General features: G+C 41.2%; 16 protein-coding genes. 4 read left to right on the forward strand and 12 right to left on the reverse strand.

The window, feature by feature from the left end:
• Positions 1 to 49: 49 nt before the first annotated feature.
• The 3 genes from K7887_RS20155 to K7887_RS20165 all read right to left on the reverse strand — a co-directional run bounded on the left by K7887_RS20155 (position 50) and on the right by K7887_RS20165 (position 2684).
• Complete coding sequence (locus tag K7887_RS20155) at positions 50 to 820, reverse strand: hypothetical protein (RefSeq protein WP_223491394.1); 771 nt, start codon at positions 818 to 820, stop codon at positions 50 to 52.
• Between the two features lie 113 nt (positions 821 to 933).
• Entirely contained in the window at positions 934 to 2385 is a 1452-nt protein-coding gene (locus tag K7887_RS20160) for a spore germination protein (protein WP_223491395.1), read from the reverse strand.
• A gap of 122 nt (positions 2386 to 2507) precedes the next feature.
• The gene (locus K7887_RS20165; protein ID WP_223491396.1) at positions 2508 to 2684 is read right to left on the reverse strand and encodes an aspartyl-phosphate phosphatase Spo0E family protein; all 177 of its coding nucleotides are present in this window, start codon (positions 2682 to 2684) and stop codon (positions 2508 to 2510) included.
• A 56-nt stretch (positions 2685 to 2740) separates the two neighbouring features.
• Between K7887_RS20165 and K7887_RS20170 the strand changes: the two genes are divergently transcribed.
• The 3 genes from K7887_RS20170 to K7887_RS20180 all read left to right on the forward strand — a co-directional run bounded on the left by K7887_RS20170 (position 2741) and on the right by K7887_RS20180 (position 5647).
• A complete protein-coding gene (locus K7887_RS20170) occupies positions 2741 to 3634 on the forward strand; it encodes a LysR family transcriptional regulator (protein WP_223491397.1) in 894 nt (297 codons plus the stop codon).
• Positions 3635 to 3857: 223 nt separating this feature from the next.
• Complete coding sequence (locus K7887_RS20175) at positions 3858 to 4793, forward strand: S66 peptidase family protein (protein WP_223491399.1); 936 nt, start codon at positions 3858 to 3860, stop codon at positions 4791 to 4793.
• Positions 4794 to 5284: 491 nt separating this feature from the next.
• Positions 5285 to 5647: a DUF3889 domain-containing protein gene (locus K7887_RS20180; protein WP_223491401.1), complete on the forward strand. Its 363-nt coding sequence runs from the start codon at positions 5285 to 5287 to the stop codon at positions 5645 to 5647.
• Between the two features lie 62 nt (positions 5648 to 5709).
• Here K7887_RS20180 and K7887_RS20185 read toward each other — a convergent pair whose 3' ends face one another.
• Entirely contained in the window at positions 5710 to 6810 is a 1101-nt protein-coding gene (locus K7887_RS20185; RefSeq protein ID WP_223491403.1) for a plasmid pRiA4b ORF-3 family protein, read from the reverse strand.
• 148 nt (positions 6811 to 6958) lie between these two features.
• Entirely contained in the window at positions 6959 to 10039 is a 3081-nt protein-coding gene (locus K7887_RS20190; protein ID WP_223491405.1) for an efflux RND transporter permease subunit, read from the reverse strand.
• Between the two features lie 94 nt (positions 10040 to 10133).
• Here K7887_RS20190 and K7887_RS20195 point away from each other — a divergent pair, with 94 nt between their 5' ends.
• Positions 10134 to 10967, forward strand: a complete 834-nt coding sequence (locus K7887_RS20195; protein WP_223491407.1) for a TetR/AcrR family transcriptional regulator — start codon at positions 10134 to 10136, stop codon at positions 10965 to 10967.
• Between the two features lie 132 nt (positions 10968 to 11099).
• Here K7887_RS20195 and K7887_RS20200 read toward each other — a convergent pair whose 3' ends face one another.
• From K7887_RS20200 to K7887_RS20230, 7 genes are all read right to left on the reverse strand, one after another.
• Complete coding sequence (locus tag K7887_RS20200) at positions 11100 to 12056, reverse strand: carbohydrate kinase family protein (RefSeq protein ID WP_223491409.1); 957 nt, start codon at positions 12054 to 12056, stop codon at positions 11100 to 11102.
• Between the two features lie 77 nt (positions 12057 to 12133).
• Positions 12134 to 13609 carry a glycoside hydrolase family 32 protein gene (locus tag K7887_RS20205; RefSeq protein ID WP_223491411.1) on the reverse strand — a complete coding sequence of 492 codons (1476 nt, stop codon included), beginning with the start codon at positions 13607 to 13609 and terminating at the stop codon, positions 12134 to 12136.
• A gap of 116 nt (positions 13610 to 13725) precedes the next feature.
• On the reverse strand, positions 13726 to 15327 hold the full coding sequence (locus tag K7887_RS20210) for an extracellular solute-binding protein (RefSeq protein ID WP_223491412.1): 1602 nt from the start codon (positions 15325 to 15327) through the stop codon (positions 13726 to 13728).
• Positions 15328 to 15358: 31 nt separating this feature from the next.
• A complete protein-coding gene (locus tag K7887_RS20215) occupies positions 15359 to 16261 on the reverse strand; it encodes a carbohydrate ABC transporter permease (protein ID WP_223491415.1) in 903 nt (300 codons plus the stop codon).
• 15 nt (positions 16262 to 16276) lie between these two features.
• Positions 16277 to 17182 (reverse strand): ABC transporter permease, encoded by a 906-nt coding sequence (locus K7887_RS20220; RefSeq protein WP_223493714.1) that lies wholly within the window; start codon positions 17180 to 17182, stop codon positions 16277 to 16279.
• A 315-nt stretch (positions 17183 to 17497) separates the two neighbouring features.
• Positions 17498 to 18142, reverse strand: coding sequence for a YesL family protein (locus K7887_RS20225; protein WP_223491417.1), 645 nt, complete (start codon positions 18140 to 18142; stop codon positions 17498 to 17500).
• A 167-nt stretch (positions 18143 to 18309) separates the two neighbouring features.
• Positions 18310 to 19632 (reverse strand): ABC transporter substrate-binding protein, encoded by a 1323-nt coding sequence (locus K7887_RS20230; RefSeq protein WP_223491419.1) that lies wholly within the window; start codon positions 19630 to 19632, stop codon positions 18310 to 18312.
• Positions 19633 to 19634: the final 2 nt, after the last annotated feature.

The following is a 19634-nucleotide window of genomic DNA, read 5'->3' on the forward strand; positions in this document are numbered from 1 at the left end:
TTCCCCCTCAAATCGTCATTTCTTCTCCCTTACTATTCGGCATCGCAATTTAATATCCTTCTTTTTTTAAACGTTCATATCTCCCTAACACATCAAATATAAACTTCCGATTATAGCCTGCTTTTTGATATATCCGTTCCATCCAATCCTCTACCCTTACCAAAGCTGGATCCTCTATGATTCCTTCTGTTGTACTCAAAAAGCTATTCCAATTGTAAAATTCCCAATGAGCTATTTCCTTGTTGTAAGGAAGTCGACACTCAAGTAGGGGCTTTGGATGAATCGAGTTCTGGCATATTTCGGCTGCCTTTAGAAAATAATCCATTTCCACCGGTTTGGTGTCATAATGTTGGCGAGAGACTTTTCCGTTAGGACGATGATATAGAATCTCGACCTGATCTTTTTTTGGAAAGATCTGAATATCTGCGGCAGGAAAAAAACCACTAAGCTTTTCTGCGGTGTAATTCTCTCCTTCATTAATAAGAATTGGAGAAAGCCATTGGTCACCTAAGTCACATAAGTATCGATTCCCCTCTTCATCCAAAGCCATTACACCAATATGGGCATCATCTGTTCCAAGGTCATGGCCGATTGGATAAGCTGTTATTCCTTCTTTTCTAAATGCATCCAAAAGCCAAATGGCAAGATCATAACAATTCCCAGTGACACCCAGCGCCTCTCTATCCTCCTTCATTTGTGAAACAGAACGTTGTTTCGGCTTGTTTACTTGAGCATGATACACCCACATTTTTGTCAAAGTTTCCATCGGAAAGGTCGAAAATTTGTCCCAGATGGAACGGATATAGATTGGTGGCTGCATGGCTGTACACCTGTCCTTTCTTAAATCAGCTAAGTTCCATTAAAACTAATTTAACAAAAAACAGGCATTATGTGCTTTAATTGGAGGAATTTTGATGAGGAAAAGTAGTGATATTACTTATCCACATTAGGATAGCTATGCTTACTATTATTTAATTTTTCTAATCTGCCTCTAAAAAACGTATCATTAAACTCTTCTATACGGAAGGGGATGATTGGGGTTAAGTATGGTACGCCAACAGAGCGACGGGAAACCATGTATATAATCAAAATGGTTGTTCCAATAATTACGCCAGAGATTCCATAGAAATTTCCAATCCATAAAAATGCAAAACGCAGTGCATTGGTAGGGGCTGCCATCTGCTTGGAGGCGAATAAAAGACTTGTTAAATAAGTTACGGCCACTAATATAAGGCTGAACGGGTGTATTATTTTTGCTGACACTGCAGTTTCTCCAATTGCTATAGTAGCCAACAAAGAAACAAAAATTATCGCACTCTGAGGAATTCGAAAAATCGCATCAGCTAGAACTGTAAGTAAAAAAAATAAAACAATCATACTCCAAAACGGGGAAAGTAGCTCATCCCCTTTAAATAATGTTTCAGCAACATTTTTGGGTATTTGATCAGAGTAGAATTTTGATGCAACAACATAAACGCTTGGGATATAAATTGTCATAATGAAGCTAATCAGCCTTATAAATCGAATACTAAAACGCCCCAGTTTCTGATTATATTCATCTGGAGCCTGGAGGGCAGATACAAATAAACCTGGTAAAATGATTCCATATGGATTCCCATCAACCATCACTACTACTTTTCCATCATATAAAGAGGAAGTAATAACATCAGGACGTTCGGTGTTTTCAGACATAGTAAATAAAAAATCCTTGGTTGGATTCTCCATCGCTTCTTCAATTAGTTTTGCCTCTAATACATAGTTTACTTTCAGGTTATCTATACGACGCCTAATTTCAGCTAACACATCTTGATCTACTACACCTTGGATGTATAGTATAGATATGGCAGTTTGGGAAAGCCTTCCGATATTCATGGAGTCTATGCAAAGATTAGAAGTTTTTATCATGCCGCGCAATAAACCTATATTTGTATCAAGCTTTTCTGTTAAGCCTACCATACCACCCCGCGGAGAACGCTCGCTTACCACCTGCTCCAAACTTCTCTCTTTCATCTGAGCATTCTTGGCAATGATCCCCTTAGAATATCCTTCTATTAGCATGATCGTATTTCCGTTCAGAAGAGCGTCTGTCAGTTCATTCAATGTGCTTGCTATTTTGAGGCCGGCAGTTTTAACGATTTTTTGAGACACATTTTCCACCAAGGAATCGTCCCACTCTAATTCACCATCAAACGCTAAAAGAGGTTCAATAATATTGGTCTCAATTTTATCTGTATCAGCAATTTCCTCCATATACATGAGCGCAACATATAGAGTATTTTCGGTTCCCATTTGCAATTTTCTAATGGAAAGTGATGATGTATGGTGAAAACTTTTTTGAAGATCTTTGATATTCTCTTCAAGATTTGTATGAATGGAATTATTCATGTCAATCAATCACCTTGCATAAATTAGTATGTTTTCCTTTAAAAGGTAAATGTTAGGTCGTTAACTAATATGCACGAAAGAGGTGAAACTATACTAATTGATTGGTCTAACTCTATTCCAGCTTATTTTAATTTCAAAATTTGTATCACATTCAATATAACGTCCAGTTCCTGACTTATGTTGATGGTTGTATCACTATCAAGACCATTTTCTTTGTATGATTGATATAACTTTTCCCTCAAGGTTTCTACTAGATTTTCCAGCTTCTCTTTTGGCATCGTAACTAATTTATTTTGCATAATTACTCGTCTCGTTTCTTTAAATAATATAAGGCTAAAGGTGGGTTTCGGGGCTTATGAATCTTGATCAAATAAAATATATCTTAGAGGTAGCAAAAGAGAAATCTTTAACAAGGGCAGCTAGTAATTTGCACGTGTCCACACCAGCTATAAGTAAATCCATCTCCCAGCTTGAAAAGGAACTCGGAATAACCATTTTCCACCGCTCGCGCCAGGGGACCGTTCCCACGACAGAGGGAAAAAAGATTATTAATAGCGGACTTGAAATATTATCGATTTTGGATGAACTACAAAAGGATCTTGCAACAGGCACTATAACGAAGACATTCAAAATAGGTTGCGGACCATCTTTGACCTACGTGATTTATGATGCCTATCTGCTTTTCAAAGAAGAAAATAGCCATGTTCAAATAGAAATTATAGAGATGGACCAAGATGAAATCTTGAAAGCATTAAAGTACAAAGAAATAGACATAGCATTCTCCCCCTTTGATATAGAAGAGCTAAAAAATGCAAATATGCAGGATTCAATGGTTTTTGACTTAATTTATACAGGGCATGCATGTGTATATGTTAGCAAGCATTCAAGTCTCTATCACAAGGATATAATCTATACAGAAGACATCAAGGATGAAAAAGTGGTCCTCTATAACTCTAAACGAGCACAACTTCTGAACGAAAAATTCTTAAAAAATGTGCAACCTTTCCTTACTTCTAATAACGTCGAGGTTTTAAGGACATCTGTTTTATATGGACACGCTATTTGTATTATTTATGATTTTTCATTCAAAAATAATTCAGATGTAAAGAATGGGAATTTAGCTGCCATTCCATTGGGAAATCCTAACCTAATAAATTTTGATTTCTGGTCAATTCGCCCCAATAATACAGGAATTTCTGTTGAAGTCAGCAATTTTCAGCACAAGGTAATCAAGTTGCTCCGTGCTTGATTGTTTAACTCATATCTGTAAGTACGATTTACATTAATTATCAAACGACTACAATTATAAGCTCTCAACTAATTGATGTAAATTCAACAAAAATAAACATAAGTTAACTTTTAGTTAATCTATAATTGTGCTAAAAACGACTTACTAGGTTTAACCTCCCTCTTCTCAAAAAAAATTCTCCTCATATATATAGAAGTAAATTGATTTTTGAGGAGCGAAGTACATGGCTATTAAACCACTTGCGCTTCAAAGAGGAGATACAATTGGTTTGGTTACTTTGGGGAGTCCTCTTGCTGCGACGACAATAAATACGCGGGTGCAATATCTGAGGAACATGGGGTTTAACGTTGTGTTTGGAAAATACGTGTATTCCATTGATGGCATTGTCTCCGCTCCTGCTGACAAACGGGCCGAGGATCTCATGGATATGTTCAAAAACCCTAACGTGAGAATGATCCTTGCAACACGCGGAGGGACCGGGGTACAAGGGATTCTTCCTTACCTTGATTTTGATGTCATCAGGGAAAACCCAAAGTTGATTTCAGGATACAGTGATATCACCGTCCTTTTGAATAGCCTTTATCAGTTTAGTGATCTCATTACCTTTCACAGTCTGATGCTTATTGATTTTCGAGCGGAAACTCCTTCTTATAGTTTCAATCAATTTTTTGCAGCGACCTCTACGTTTACCTCTCCGCGTGCCATTATCAATCCACCGGAAGTTGTGCGAATGGGGATAAACCCTGGAAATGTGACCGGGCCAATTGTTGGGGGAAATATCACTTCCATCGTTAATGCGATTGGAACGCCGTATGAAATCAATACAAAAGGTAAAATTCTGTTCCTTGAGGACACCCATACACCAGCCAACATGATGCTTCGTTACTTTACCCAACTGTCGATGGCGGGTAAATTTAACGATTGCCTCGGCATTATTATGGGGGAATGTACGAATTGCCCTGTGGCGTATAACACTTCCTATGCAGACCTAATTAATACGGTTCTCGTTCCTACTAGGAAACCATTAATCACCAACTTTGCCACCGGCCACGGGAGATTTAAAGCCGCCATTCCGGTTGGGGCTAGGGTGAATATGAACGCCACGAACAATACCATTACGGTGATGGAGCCTGCGGTGTCGTGGGAACAGGCACGCTGACCCAGTTGTTTGGGGGAAGAGCGTGTTGCGGGGACAGGCACCGTGACCCAGTTAGGATGGAGCAATTTATGGTACTCGAAGAGTTCTTCTGAGAATATATGGATTATCGTTAATTTGAATGGTTTTATTGAATAATTGGGCGGTTTTATTGATTAGTTTATGTCATTTATTGAATAATTCGACTCGTTTATTGTATAATTCAGCTCGGCTTATCTAGCTACGAGATCCCAACCAACCATTCACCACAACTACTCTATAAACACAACATTATCTCAATATACCATGCCAAAATAGTCGATATTTGGCATACTCTCCTCAATCCTAATCTCAAGCCACGAAAAATATATTTATCCAAACGTTTGATTAAATTTTACTATACAAAAATAACGGCAGAACAAGGACAGGCACCGTGACCTTCCATTCCATTCTCCTTACATAAACTAAAATCTCTCTAGTTTGGACACCATAAATCCTAAATGGAGGGATTATCGATGAAAAAGATTACTGTACTTTTATGTATTGCTTGCTTCTTATTGTCGGGCTATCAATCTGCTTCATCAGCAGCTGCCACACAACCATCCACCCAACAAGTTCCAAGTTACGCAAAGTGGGGGCAGCTCGCGATGAAACGGACAAAAGAAGCCTATCCAAAAGCAGATATTGTGGACTACCTACACATAGGCAGACAGGAAGGTCCAGTATTAACAACAGAAAAATTTAGATTGTGGCTAAAAGAAGGGGACAAAGAGTTCGGGGTCAACGTCACGATTAGTTTTTATAAGGAAACGGAAGCGGTTAAAGAGGTTAAGATGGAAGAAATAAAGCGGAAAGCCAAACGTAAAAAGCGTAGCTAATGGTAATCAAGCGCAAGGTTAAAGCAACTAACCTTGCGCTATCGTTCTGTCAAGCAACCCCATTAAAACTTCCTCAACTGCCAATTTACCTCATCTTTATCAAACTCCACGTACCCTTGCATCTCTCCCCACTCTTTTGTCTGGCGGTAATCGGGATGCTTGGAGTCTTTAATGATAGAGAGAAATACCTCATACCCCATCTCTCCTCCTACATCTTCAGGAGGTGGGTTTCCTTCACCGTCCGTACAGATCGGGAAGTTGACGGTGTAATCGTTTATGACGTCTTCTACTTCAATTATGTGCTTCCAATCATCGCCGAAATCATAATTGTACACAATTTTGCTCCCTGTAAAATCCTTCAGTTTATACCCGTCCTCCATTTTCATGGGAACCTCTCCTTGATAGGAAAAGGCTTCCTCATGACAGACCAAGTTTAAGCTGGGTTTTTCCTGCCATCCAGAGCTACCTTTTCTCTTTTCAAAAATTTCAAAGTCATGAATATGGCTGTTCTGCCAAGAGAAAGCAGTCTGTAGTACGTCATGTAGCTTAGAAAATGTAATACCGGCAGGAACAGTAATTCTCCTCCAAACCGAATGCTGAGAAAGGTCCAGCGTCACCTTCAGAACAAGTGCTTCCGTATTGAAAACAGGTTGACTTGAAAACTCCTCTAAATCCTTATACATCTGTTCATTGGGATTAAAATAGTCCTTTTTTCCATCTCCAACCAACATCGAACTAATACACTTGCTCATCTCCACTTGAACGATGGAACTCGGATCCCATAAGTCTTCAGCAAAGTGAACCGCTTCACAAGCCTTATTTAATCTTGCCACTAGCTTCCGGTCCCTGGTTTTGTCATACACCATTGCGGATGTAGCCTGCAGATAGTTTTCGATGACCTCATCCTTGATTGATTCCGCCTGAAATACCTCACGAATCGCTTCCTTTACTAACGTGTCAAAATTCTTTTTATCCTTCGCCTTCAATCCATAAAGCACAATGGCGTATCGGTTTTTATCATTCACTAAGACAATAAATTTGTGTCTACCGATTTTAAGAAAATTCGCGTGCCATGCTAAAAGTAGGTTGGTTTCTTCACCCTCTTGAAGCGCAGGAACAATTTTCAACTCATCAAAAAGCTTTTTCGTGCATTGAATAATCATAAGGTTCTCCTTTTTAATCGTGTTGCCTTGATTTTAACATAGGAGAAGGAGGAAGTAGAATGGGGTGAAAAGTGGGTCGGCGTGCCTGTCCTCTCACCCCCCCAACCCACAAAAAAGAGGCGCCCACCCAAGGACGCCTCTTCACTATTTAATTCTCCTGCACTTCTCTACGATTCTTCTTAAACATTTTCGACAACACCTCATACACTATCGGCACAATGATCAGCGTCAACAGTGTAGAACTTGTCAGTCCACCAATAACAGTAACACCGAGTCCTTTGGAAATCAGGCCTCCCCCACCGTCAATTGCCAGTGGAATTAGTGCTCCGATAGTTGCGATAGCTGTCATCAAGATTGGGCGTAAACGGGTTGCGCCTGCTTCTAGGATGGCTTCACGCATTGTCAAACCGTCGCGTTCCATGTGGATGATCCGGTCGACAAGTACGATCGCGTTCGTTACGACGATACCAATGAGCATGAGTAGTCCCATCATAACTGGTACAGAGATTGTCTCTCCTGCTAGCAGTAGGCCGACAAAGGCACCGATTACGGCAAATGGTAAGGAGAATAGGATTGCAAATGGTGCAACTCCTTCACCAAATGTCACAACTAGGATGAAGTAAACAATCGCAATCGCTGCAAGCATCGCAAGACCGAGCTGTGTGAACGTTTCTTGCATGTCTGCTGTCACGCCGGCAACTTCCATAGTTACGCCGTTTGGCAGTTCCACCTCACTGATGGCTTCATCCACTTCTGCAGTTGCTTTGGAAACGTCATCGCCAATGACCGTACCGCTCACAGAAGCGTAGTATTCGCCTTTTGAGCGAGCCAACGTGTTAAGTGTCGTGCCTTCTTCCACTTCCACTAGCTCTGAAAGTGGCATAGCGGTTCCCATAGCAGTCGGAACTTCTGTTTCTAATAATTCATCAATCGATTTTGGCTGCTCTTGTTGTTCTTGTTTGACAATCACATCAAGGGTTTTGCCGTCTTTTTCTACATTCGTCAGTACTTCTTCAAATTGCGGACTTAGCATCATAACTATTTGACCTGCTGTCAGTCCGTATTGAAGCAGCTCATCCTGGCTTACTTTCAACGTATGCTCAACATACGCTTCCTCGGCAGTGGACGAAACATTTTCTAGTGAATCTGTTCCGCTCATCGCGTCTTCTACCTTTTTCACCGCTTCATTCAAGCTTTCAAGGTTTTCACTGGAAAAAGTATAGCTGATTTCATTGGATGCCATCGCTCCTCCAGTTGCGAAGTTTTGGCTCTTCCATTCACCGGATTGAGCGATATTGAACACATAGTCTTCCACTTCCGTTCTTGCTTCAGGGAAGTTTTCCATGTCTTTATCAAAAATAAGGTACATCAACACACCGTCAGAGCCGCCGCCCATCATGGCCATTTGTTCATTGGCTCCGTCTGTGACAGACAGCTGAACGATATTGATATCGTCCCGTTCCATCATCGCTTTCTCGACTTCTTCTACATTTTCCAGGGTCTCTTCTTGTAGTTCCCCTGCTTCTGGTGTGTACGTTAAGTACATCACTTTTTCTTCTTCGCTTCCTAAAAAGCTGAATCCGATAAGTGGTGTCAGTCCAAGACTTCCTACCAATAATACAACCGCCAGGATAGAAGTAATGATTTTATGGTTTAAGGACCAGTTCAAGGCACCTTTGTACCAGTTTGCGAGTTTGCCAACTTCCTTATGGCCGCTTTCTTTCTTTTCGCTATAAAGCTTTTTCTTGAAAAGGAAATGCGACATCGCAGGTACGATGGTTACCGCCACAATCAGTGACGCTCCAAGAGCGAAGGTCATCGTCAAGGCGAACGGCATGAACAACTCGCCTACCATTCCTCCAACAAAGATCAGCGGTGCGAATACGGCAACCGTTACGAGCGTCGAGGAAAGAATAGGCTTGAACATTTCAAGCGTTGCTTCCCGGACAAGCGCGCGTCCTGTCAGTTTTTCTTCCTTCAGATGCAATCTGCGATATATATTTTCCACAACAACGATGGAGTCATCAATAACACGACCGATTGCGACGGTTACCGCGCCAAGCGTCATGATATTTAACGTAATATCCATCCAGTTTAAAAGTAAAAATGCCATGAAAATCGACACTGGGATGGACACGATGGAAATCAGGGTGGATTTGATATCCCTTAAGAATAAAAGGATAATCAAAATCGCAATCGCGCCACCAAACAATGCTTTTTCCACCATGGTTGTGACGGATTTTTCGATAGGTTCCCCTTGATCGAGTGTGACATCGACCACTAAACCGTCGATACGTTTTGCTTCTTCTTCCATTAATTCTTTAACTTCGTTCACAACATCCACCGTGTTTGCTTGTGGGTGCTTTAATACTTGGATCGCAATGGCGTCTGCTCCGTTCGTTCTGGAGACAGATTCCACTTTCCCGATTACTTCTATTTCAGCTATATCACTTAATTTTACAAAAGGAACTTGAACCGTTTCGGACGGAGTGACAGGAATCAGCATTTCCTCTAGTTCCGCTGCGGTCATGAATTTCCCGTCGACGGAAACCGCTTCCTCTCCCTCTTCAAACTCATAAAGTCCTAAAGAAACATCCATGTTACTCGCTTGGATCATCTGTTTGACGTCGTCTTCGGTTAACCCAAGTTCCGTCATTTTTTCAGTGTCATAGCGAAGCTCGACTTCTTCTATATGCTGTCCGGCAATGGTCGCAGACGCAACGCCTTCAAGCTTTTGGATTTTCGGAAGCAAGGACTCTTCTACAGTTGCCGAAAGTTCCACGATATCCTCTGTTTCACTGCTCGCACTTAACGCAACAACAGGCATCATATTCATGCTGATCGAGGTAACCATTGGCTCCTGGGCACCCTCAGGGAGTTCCACATCATCCAATGCTGAAGCTAATGCTCGCTTCGCTTCATCCATATCTGTTCCATATTCATATTCAATCTGTAAGTTTGCCATGTTGGAATACGAGTTGGAATAAACAGCTTTTACATTGTCTAATCCTTCCGCCACCTGTTCAAGCGGGATCGAGACATCCTCCATCACAGTTTCTGGCGTTGCTCCAGGATAAACATCCATCACCATTAAGAATGGGATCGAGATATCTGGAATCGTTTCCGTTTTCATCTTTGTACCAGAATAGATTCCTGCTACGGTAATAATAATAGTCAGTAACCATACTGCCAGCTTATTTCTAATTACAAAATTGACTAACCCTCTCACGGTTGCACCTACCCTTTTATTGACTTTATAAACTCTATTTCATATACTAATGACTATCCGGTCATATGTCAACGTATTAGATAGGAGAAAATACATGTCTAAAAAACAACTAATCATGGAAAAAGCCACAGAGCTCTTCGCCAATCAAGGCTTTGAAGCAACTTCTATCCAGCAAATAACCGAGCAATGCGGCATTTCAAAGGGGTCTTTCTACCTGTCTTTTAAATCAAAAGACGAGCTAATCATGGAGATGCTCGATCACTTTTTCATGGAGGTCACAACGGAAACTGACCAGTTAGTCAATTCGGGTAAAAATGATCCCAATCTACTTTTTAAATTCTACCAATTGACATTTCACTTCTTTGCAAAGCACGCCGATTTTGCAAAAGTCCTTATAAAAGAAATGCCCCATTCACTCAATCAAGAATTACTCATAAAAACCCGGACCTATGATGTTCAGACTTCTAAAAACATTTTAGAAATGGTGGAGAGTGTATATGGGCAAAGGGTTCAGGCAACCAAGTATGACCTTGTGTACTGCATAAAAGGATTTCTGCGGATTTATTCGGAGTTGTTTCTTTTTTACGAAGTGGACTTGGACATGGATTTGCTATGTCATTCACTTGTGGAAAAAACGGATAGCTTGGCAAAGCATTCTAACATTCCATTTATTACGGAAGAGCTTGAGTTTTATTTGAAGAATGCAGATAAAATTGGGGACTCAGAGGAAGAAGTGCTTGCTTTGGTTGATAAGCAGGCTGGGGAAATGGAAGATCCAGTGGTTAGGGAGTCGTTGGAGATGCTACGAGAGGACATTTTGGATCCTTCGCTGCCGCTTGCGGTTCGGAGAGGGTTGATTGAAAATGTGCGGGTGCATGCTGATGGTAAGTGGCTGGCATTGGTGTTGGATAGGTGGTTTGGGTTTTAGGGTGTAGGTTTTAGGCTGTAGGTTTTAGAGACAGGGCCAGGCACTGCGCCCCAGCTTGGGGTAAGCGTGCCTGGCCCTGCAACTCGAGTGCTTACATCCATCATTCCTGTTACACCATCTCGAATACTGTAACTATATAACTTCTTCCAGTGTTGGAATGGCTGTAATAGCCCCTACTTTTGTACAAACCAAGGCGCCTACTTTATTGCTGAATAAGATAATCTCTTCAAGAAGTTGAAAATCTTCCAGTATCTTTTCAGCGTTATTCCCTTTGGAAAATTGAAAAAGTGCGGCTCCCACAAATGCATCACCTGCTCCAGTCGAATCAATGGATTCTACGGGAATACTAGGTATAGTTTCTTGTTGCTTTCCGTTTGAGATCAATGTGCCTCTTTTCCCCAATGTTATGGCTACTATTTTTGCTCCCAGTGCATGAAGAATTTGCACACCGCTTTCAAGCTCCTCGGTACCTGTAATGATTTTTAATTCTTCTTCACTGACTTTCACAAAATCAGCCAATGAGATTCCTTGTTTCACTAAATCGACAAAAATACTTTCTCTTCCTTTCCAAAGATCCAACCGATAGTTAGGATCAAAGGATATAAACTGTCCCCTTTCTTTTGCCGATCGCAAGGAGTTATAGTAGGTGGTTCTGAAAGGTTCTTCCAATAGAGCGGTTGCCGAACCGAAATGCAGGATGGCAGCTTGCTCCATTTTGTCTTGATCAATTTCCTCCTCCAATAAAAAAGCATCTGCCCCCCGATTAAAGACAAAGTCTCTTTCGCCATTTTTCTTTAATGACACAAAGGCCAATGTTGTCGGGTTGATTTTATCCAATACAAGCATCGACGTATCTACCTTTACCTCGTCCAATGTATTTTTCAGAAAGTGTCCAAATGGATCATTCCCCACCTTTCCACTGAACAGCGCATATCCTCCCAATTTCACAATGGTTGCACATACATTGGCAGGAGCTCCCCCTGCTTGCTTTTCAAAGTTTTTTCCTCTTACTAAATCAATGTCCACGTCTGTACAGAAAAAATCTATCAACAGCTCTCCCATACAAATGACCGAAGTATTTTCATCCATTAAGATTTCCACCTTTCCATCCATAATTGAAAAGCTCTAATCAAAATTTCGATTAGAGCCCTTCTTTACTTTACTCTTCACTCACTCCAGATTGATTTAAGAGGTGTAAGTGCTAATTGACGTATGTTTGCCGTTCCTTCTTTTGAAAATAAGTTCATCTTATCTGCTTTTTCATGAGGAAAAAGCAGGCTGGTAACTGCGATCCTTCCATTGTTTGCAAAGACCTCAATGGATGACGCGTCCAGGAATACTTGAAGATTTATTGTTTTGCCTTCCATGTTCAATGGGGCTTCCTGGATAGTAGCGAATGATTCTGAGAAGCTATTATCACCTGCAGCCGTACGATCTACGATTAACACTTCCTTCACTGCATCATAACTGATCGTTGTCTTTTCCTTCTTGGAATGAAGGATAGATAAACCGAAAGTTTCTGCGGTCTCCTTTTCAAATTCAATTTCTATCTCTGTTAATTCACTGATTTTGTAAGAAATCGGTTCCTTTCCATCAAGAGCTATATTTCTAAATGTCTCCGCTCCCCCGCGAATGCCATTGATTTCCGCCACAGGTAACTGCACGATTCGCAGACCTGTGGACGTGGTGGTTAAAGATAATTCTCTTGGTAATGTCATTGCACTGCGCCATTCTTTTGTGGGCACTTGATTAGCATAGCGCCAGTTGCTCATCCAGCCAATATAGATTCGTCTGCCATCCTCTTGTGGAATATCAGACCAACTGACACCTGCATAGTTATCTCTGCCATAGTCCAGCCAAAGAACAGTTTCTTCAGAATGTTGATTCAGAAAGGTTGTGCCGTCAAAGTCTCCGATAAAATACTGCGTTCTGGATCCTTCTTTGAATTTCGGGTTATCTCCAATACTTACAAGCATGACCCATTTCTTGTTTCCCTGATTTCCATCAATGGGCAATTGGAATAAATCCGGACATTCCCAAACTCCGTCATGTGACCCTTCATTCATTCCAAACAGACTGGCAAATTCCCACTCTTTCAAATTGTGGGATGTGTAAATTGTAACGGTTTGACCTGTTGCAAGCACCATCACCCATTTGTTTGATTCTTCATGCCAGAACACTTTTGGATCTCGGTAGTCTGTAATATCCACATCAGAAAGGACTGGATTCCCTTCGTAAGTTACCCATGTTCTTCCATCATCTTTGCTATATGCCAAGCTCTGACGTTGTCTTGGCCGCTCTGTTCCTGGATAGTTATCTGCATGTGTAAAAATTGCAACCAACCCCGGGGAGTTCTCAAAAAATCCCGTAGTATTGTTCCAATCCACAACCGCGCTTCCGGAGAAGACGGCACCATGCTCATCCGGGTATAATGCAATAGGAAGTTCTTCCCAATGGACCATATCTTTACTTACGGCATGGCCCCAATGCATCGGCCCCCATGTCGTACCATGCGGGTGATATTGATAAAATAAATGATACTCTCCATTGAAAAACACCAATCCGTTCGGATCGTTCATCCATTTTTCCTTGGGGGAAAAATGAAATTGCGGCCGATGTTTCTCTTTATATTGTACTGTCATGAACACTCTCTCCTTTTCGGGGCTTTCTCCAGTTTTCAAGGAAAATGCCGGACACCTCCCAATCTACTGACAAAGACCGTCCGTATTCCGGGAGGTGACAGGCACTTGTATAATGATTACTGTCTATCGAATCCTGCTTGTTTAATTTCAAGCCATTCAGATAAACCTAAGCGCTCTAATTCTTCTAGATATTCCGGCCATTCCGCTTCTATTTGTCCATTGGTAATCCATTCTGCACGCTTTCGGTTTACATATGGAAGCAAGTCCGCTTCGATCTTGGAAAGGCGATCAAGTTCCTCTTTATCGAAAAATACTCTCGGGTAGATATTTTCTGCTTTCATGTGTGGTACCATGACTTCTTTCATCAAGTTCAATCTCCACGCAGCATCGTCAGGCTTGGTTGTAACCGTACCATAGTAGCTGTCTAAAATCGCAAGAGGTCCACCGACAGAGGTTTTTTCACGCAATTCAACAGGTGCAGTACCGTCGAGAGGCAAGTGTCTTAGCATTTCTTCCTCTTCATCCCACTCAAAGATGTTTTGTTGTTCATCATCACCAAATGTGCCCCAGTTGTTTTGTACAGATTGTGCTGGATCATAAAGTTCGTCAATCCATTTTGCTGTCAATTCAAGATTTTTATTGGCACTTGTAATAACCATTCTGGAGCGGTCAAAGCCCATTCCATTGGTTCTTGTGACGTTCTTGTGGCCATCTGGTCCGAATAGAGGAGGCATTAAATCGTATTTGTCGTTCATTCCCGTAATATTTCCTTTATCCCATGTGAAGTACATTCCATAGCGTCCTTCTTGTCCTTTGGCCACATATGCAGGCCATTCATGCTCAAATCCCTCAATATCAAGAAGTCCCTCATCATACAAATCGTTCATGAATTTGATTGCTTCGATATAACCTTCGTCCGCTGCAGTCAATTTTACTTCTCCATCATTCGTCACTACTGTGCGATCCCAGTTATCGCCGAGGCCAAATGCTCCAAATAAGAAGCCTGGATCTTGTCCACCGTCATTGATGATAAATGACATGGGAATTGTTTGACCATCTCCTGCAGGATCGTTATCTCTAAAAGCAATCAATACTTCTTTCAATTCATCAGTCGTAGTCGGCATTTCCAGCCCTAATTGGTCAAGCCACTCTACATTGATCCAAGGAAAATTATCGACAGAATGAATGCTTTCTTTCCCTTCTCCTAATTCTTCAATCCAAGGAAAGGCATAAATATTCCCGTCAGGGGCTGTCATCATCGCTTCATATTGGGGAGCTTTCTCCAATACAGCTTTCAGGTTTGGCATATAATTTTCAATCAAATCGTTAAGTGGAATAATGGCCTCGTCTTCTGCAAGCTTTAACAGTTCATAATCGCTGAATGCAGCATTTTTGATTGCATCCGGCATTTCGCCAGTAGCCATCGCAAGGTTTCTTCTTTCTCCAAACACTTCACCTGTGAAGTTTCTCCACTCAATGTGAACGCCTGTTTTCTCTTCTAATCTTTCATAAATCAATTTTTCGTTCGGATCATTAGGAGCCAGCGGAGAGCTGGAAGTCATAATTTTTAATGAAATATCCTCTTGCTCTAATGGGAATGTAATATCTTCTAACTCATAATTATCTGACCATGTCTGTTCTGCATTTTTAGAGCAGCCAGCGATCAATAATACACTTGCCAGCAAAGAAGCCATCAGTACTTTGTACATTTTTTTCATAACCTAACCCCACTTTTCATTTTATAAGTATTTATTTTAATGACCCAACCATAACTCCTTTTTCAAAATACTTCTGGAAGAACGGATACATAATCAATAAAGGTAAACTTGCCACAACAATGGACGAGTACTTAATCATTTCTGCGATTTTCTGCATCTCCGCACGAGCCAGTTGATCGGCAATCATGCCGGGCTGTACCTCGTTCTGGATGAGTATTTCACGCAATACAAGTTGAAGCGGATAGAGTGAACGGTCATCCAGATAAATCATCGCTTGGAAATAAGCATTCCATTGACCGATAAAAGCGAATAGTGCCAGTACAAAGATAATCGGTTTGGCTAAAGGCAAGACGATTTTCCAGAAAATCATCAAGTCTGATGCACCATCTATCCTTGCGGCCTCTTTCAGCTCAATTGGTATCGCTTTAAAGTAGGTCCTTGCCAATATAAGATTCCAAACTCCCACTGCGCCCGGGAGAATAATGGCCCAAGGTGTATTCAGCAATCCCAATGAACGGACTACTAAATAGGTCGGAATCATTCCACCATTGAAAAACATGGCAACTAGGAAGAAGATAACGAAGAACTTTTTCCCGACCAGATCGTCCACTGATAATGCATAACCGGCAAGAACGGTAAAGCTGATGGCTACAAATGTAAATCCTGATGCATAGAGGACAGAGTTGAAGAAGCCTCTCATAATCGTTCCATCTTGGAAGATTCGAATATATCCGTCAACCGTCCAATGATCAGGGTTGAAGGACAGTCCTTTTGTAGCCAGGATTTGCGGCTGTAAAAACGAGCCAAGTAGGACATATAAGAGAGGGACTGTAACAACCACTACAACCAGACCCAACAAGACTTTATTGACCAGAAGAATTATCCGGTCTGTTTTTGAGCTGTTTAGTAAATGGGTACTTTTAGAACTACTCATCGTTTTCCTCCTTTCCTAATAAAGCGTTTCGCCTTTAAGTTTTTTCACTACTTGATTCGCTGTTGCTAGTAATACAAGACCAATCACGGTATTGAATAATCCTACCGCAGCACCGAAGGACCAATCTCCTGCCAGGAGCCCCCGCTTATACACATACGTATCGATAATTTCAGAAGCTGGCAAGTTCCGATCTGTTTGTAACAAGTAGGCTTTTTCAAACCCGACGCCCATAATTCCTCCAATTGCAAGAATGAAAAGAACCGCCATCACCGGTTTCAGTACTTGCAGATCAATATGCCAAATTCTCTGTAAGAGGGAGGCACCATCGATTGTTGCTGCATCATGCAGCTGTGGATCAGAATTGGATAGTGCCGCAACATAGACAATAGATGCAAAGCCTGCCCCCTGCCATATACCCGATGTAATAAAGATGGTTCTGAAGTAATCAGGTTCCGACATAAATGAAACAGGTCGATTCATAAATAATCCAAGCAATCCATTAATCGGTCCTGCCGGAGATAAGAAGAGAAACAGCATCCCGGCTATAACTACCGTTGAAATGAAATAAGGTGCATAGATAACCAACTGGATGTTCTTTTTGATTCCCGACCTTCTGATCTGATGAAGCATAAGAGCCAATATGACCGGGACAGGAAACCCGATCAGCAATTCATAAGAACTCAGCTTTATCGTATTCAGGAAAATCTGTAGAAAGTTTGGTGAGGTCAGGAAACTGGTGAAATGGGCTAAACCAACCCAGTCGCTTCCCCAAATCCCTTTTGTCACACTAAAGTTCTGAAAAGCAATCAGCACCCCATACATTGGTATATAGTTGAAAATAAAAACAGATAATAAAGCTGGTGCCAAGAACAAATAAAGAACCCAATTTTTCTTTATGTAGGCCATACGGTTCCTCTTCATTTTTTTTGTTTTAGGAATTTTCGTGACCTGACTTGTAATGTCGACCGGCTTGTCCAGAGGTTCTAAGCCCTGACTCATCAATATCACCCCTTTATATATTTTGTAATTTGTTCTCCAACCTGCTTCATACATAAAGCAGATTTAGATAGCGCTTTCTTAGTTCAAATATAGCGTAATTAAAGAAAAGAATAGTTTAATATTTTTGGGTTAAGTGTTTTAATATTTTCGGTAGTTGAAACCGGTTACACCCCTGGCAAGCATAAAAATAAAAACCCTCGCTAAACACGAAAGGTTTTCTCAAAATCTTGAATTATATTAAAGAACTTCAGAGGGAAATCTCTCAGCATGTGAAGCTTTCTCTTTTCTCGGAAAGGAATAGGAAGCCACTTTTGTCATGAAATAGGCTGCAAGACTTATTCCGAAAACCAACATTAAAGCTGGAATTATTATATAGGCGTAAGCAACCACTGCTAGCAGTGCAAGCAGGTAGATGGTATGAAACGGTTTTGCAATAGCAAGAATCACCGCATGTAATGGGTACTGCAAGAGCTTCAATTTAAAATGAACGAAGATCGGGACTATGTACAATAGAGTCAAGAGATAGAGAATACCTATGACAACCGTTGCACTTGCCAAAGCCAATGGAAGAATGCCATTTTCCATCTCCTGCAGCACTCGGATATCCAGATATAAGATAAATCCCATCACCATCAGCAGATACCCAATTATGTTTGACTTGATGAAATCTGATTTAAAATGACCCCAAAAGGATTTAATAATAGCTGGATTCTCATCCTCCATTATCATTTGCTTTAAAACTGCAAACATTGCCGCAGTTGCGGGAAAAATCCCAGCTATCAAAAGACCTGATATAGAAAATAAGATCCATAAAAAGTTGAGTAATACTAGATTAAACGCCCAATTTCCTAATCGAATATACCATTGAGACATATCAAGCATAGGATGTACACCTCCATCACAATGACGGAAAACACTCCGTCTTCACTCTCACTTTATCAAAAATGACCAGGATGATAGTTTAATATTTTTGGTTGCAGACTTTTAATATTTTCGGATATTGTAAACGCATTCAAAAACCCCCAATAGTTTTATTGGAGGTTTATATCTCATTCATTCGTCTGTAAGACATTGTTTATCTTCTCAACCGCTTCATCTGCCGCTGCTTTTACATTCCTACCTTTAATACCCACATCTTCAAATAATACCTTGACTGTATCGCTAATTACAGAATAGTAGGGGGTAACCGGCCGGTTTTTGGAATGATTCTGACCTTGTTGAATAAAGATATTTTTGGGATACTCGTTAAACTGAGGAAGTGCTTCTGCAACTGAATATCTAGCAGGAATTTCCCCCGTGATCTCGGCAAACTTTTTGGAGCCCTCATAACTTGTCAGGAATTTTACGAATTCCCAGGCCTCTTCCGGATACTTCGTTTGGGACGATATCCCTACAGCCCAGCCTCCGCCAGGAGCCACCTGATACTCCCCCCTCGGCAACGGAGCGACTCCAAAATCCTCTTCTAGTGAAAAGTCTTGAATGTTTTCTAACTGTTGCAAATCCCAGGATCCCAAAATGGTCATCGCAAGCTTCCCCGTTTCAAAAGATGCTGGGGGCAATTGCATCGTAGCCACATTATGTTTGAGATAGAGGTCTTGATAGAATTGCAGTGCTTTTAAAGATTCTTCGGAGTTCAAGTAACCTTCTGCTGTGGTTCCGTCGGGACTCAGTACACTCCCGCCGAACTGCCATAGAATAGGCATTTTGAAATAGGCGGGACCCTCGCCATCCGAGAATCCCTGGGCTGGATCTATTCCATATACTTCTTGATCAGGATTATTTATTTTTAGTGCAATCTCCAAAACCTCTTCCCATGTCAAAGGATTATCAGGGTCTTGTGACGGAAAAGGTATACCCGCTTTTCTAAATAAATGCTTATTGTAATACAAGGCAATGCTGGATTCTACAATGGGTGCAAGATAAATTTCCTCTTCAAAGGTTAATCCGGCAATGGTCGGCTTTGAGATGTCATCAATATTGCCTTCCTCTTTCATGTACCGATCCAAGGATAAAAGTGATCCTGCATTGGCATAGAGCCCTAAGTTGGGACTGTCGATTGTCATTATATCCGGGTGGTTTTCGGCAGCCAATTCCGTACGAAGACGTAATTCATATTCCTGTCCCCAATACTGTGCCTGCATATTGATTTTTATATCGGGATGTAGCGCTTCAAAGTCCGCTACTAATTGTTCATACGCAGAATTAAATGACGCATTTCCTAGATTGCGCCAAAAGGTGAGCTCTATTTGTTCTACACTTTCCGCTTCTTCCCCGTTTTCCACCCTTTTATCAGAGAAGCTATTTTCAATCAGGACATACCCTGCTGCTATGACCAAAGCTAACATTACAAGGATAAGGGCTATCTTTTTCATAA

Source organism: Sutcliffiella horikoshii, from assembly GCF_019931755.1.
GTDB classification, from domain to species: domain Bacteria; phylum Bacillota; class Bacilli; order Bacillales; family Bacillaceae_I; genus Sutcliffiella_A; species Sutcliffiella_A horikoshii_E.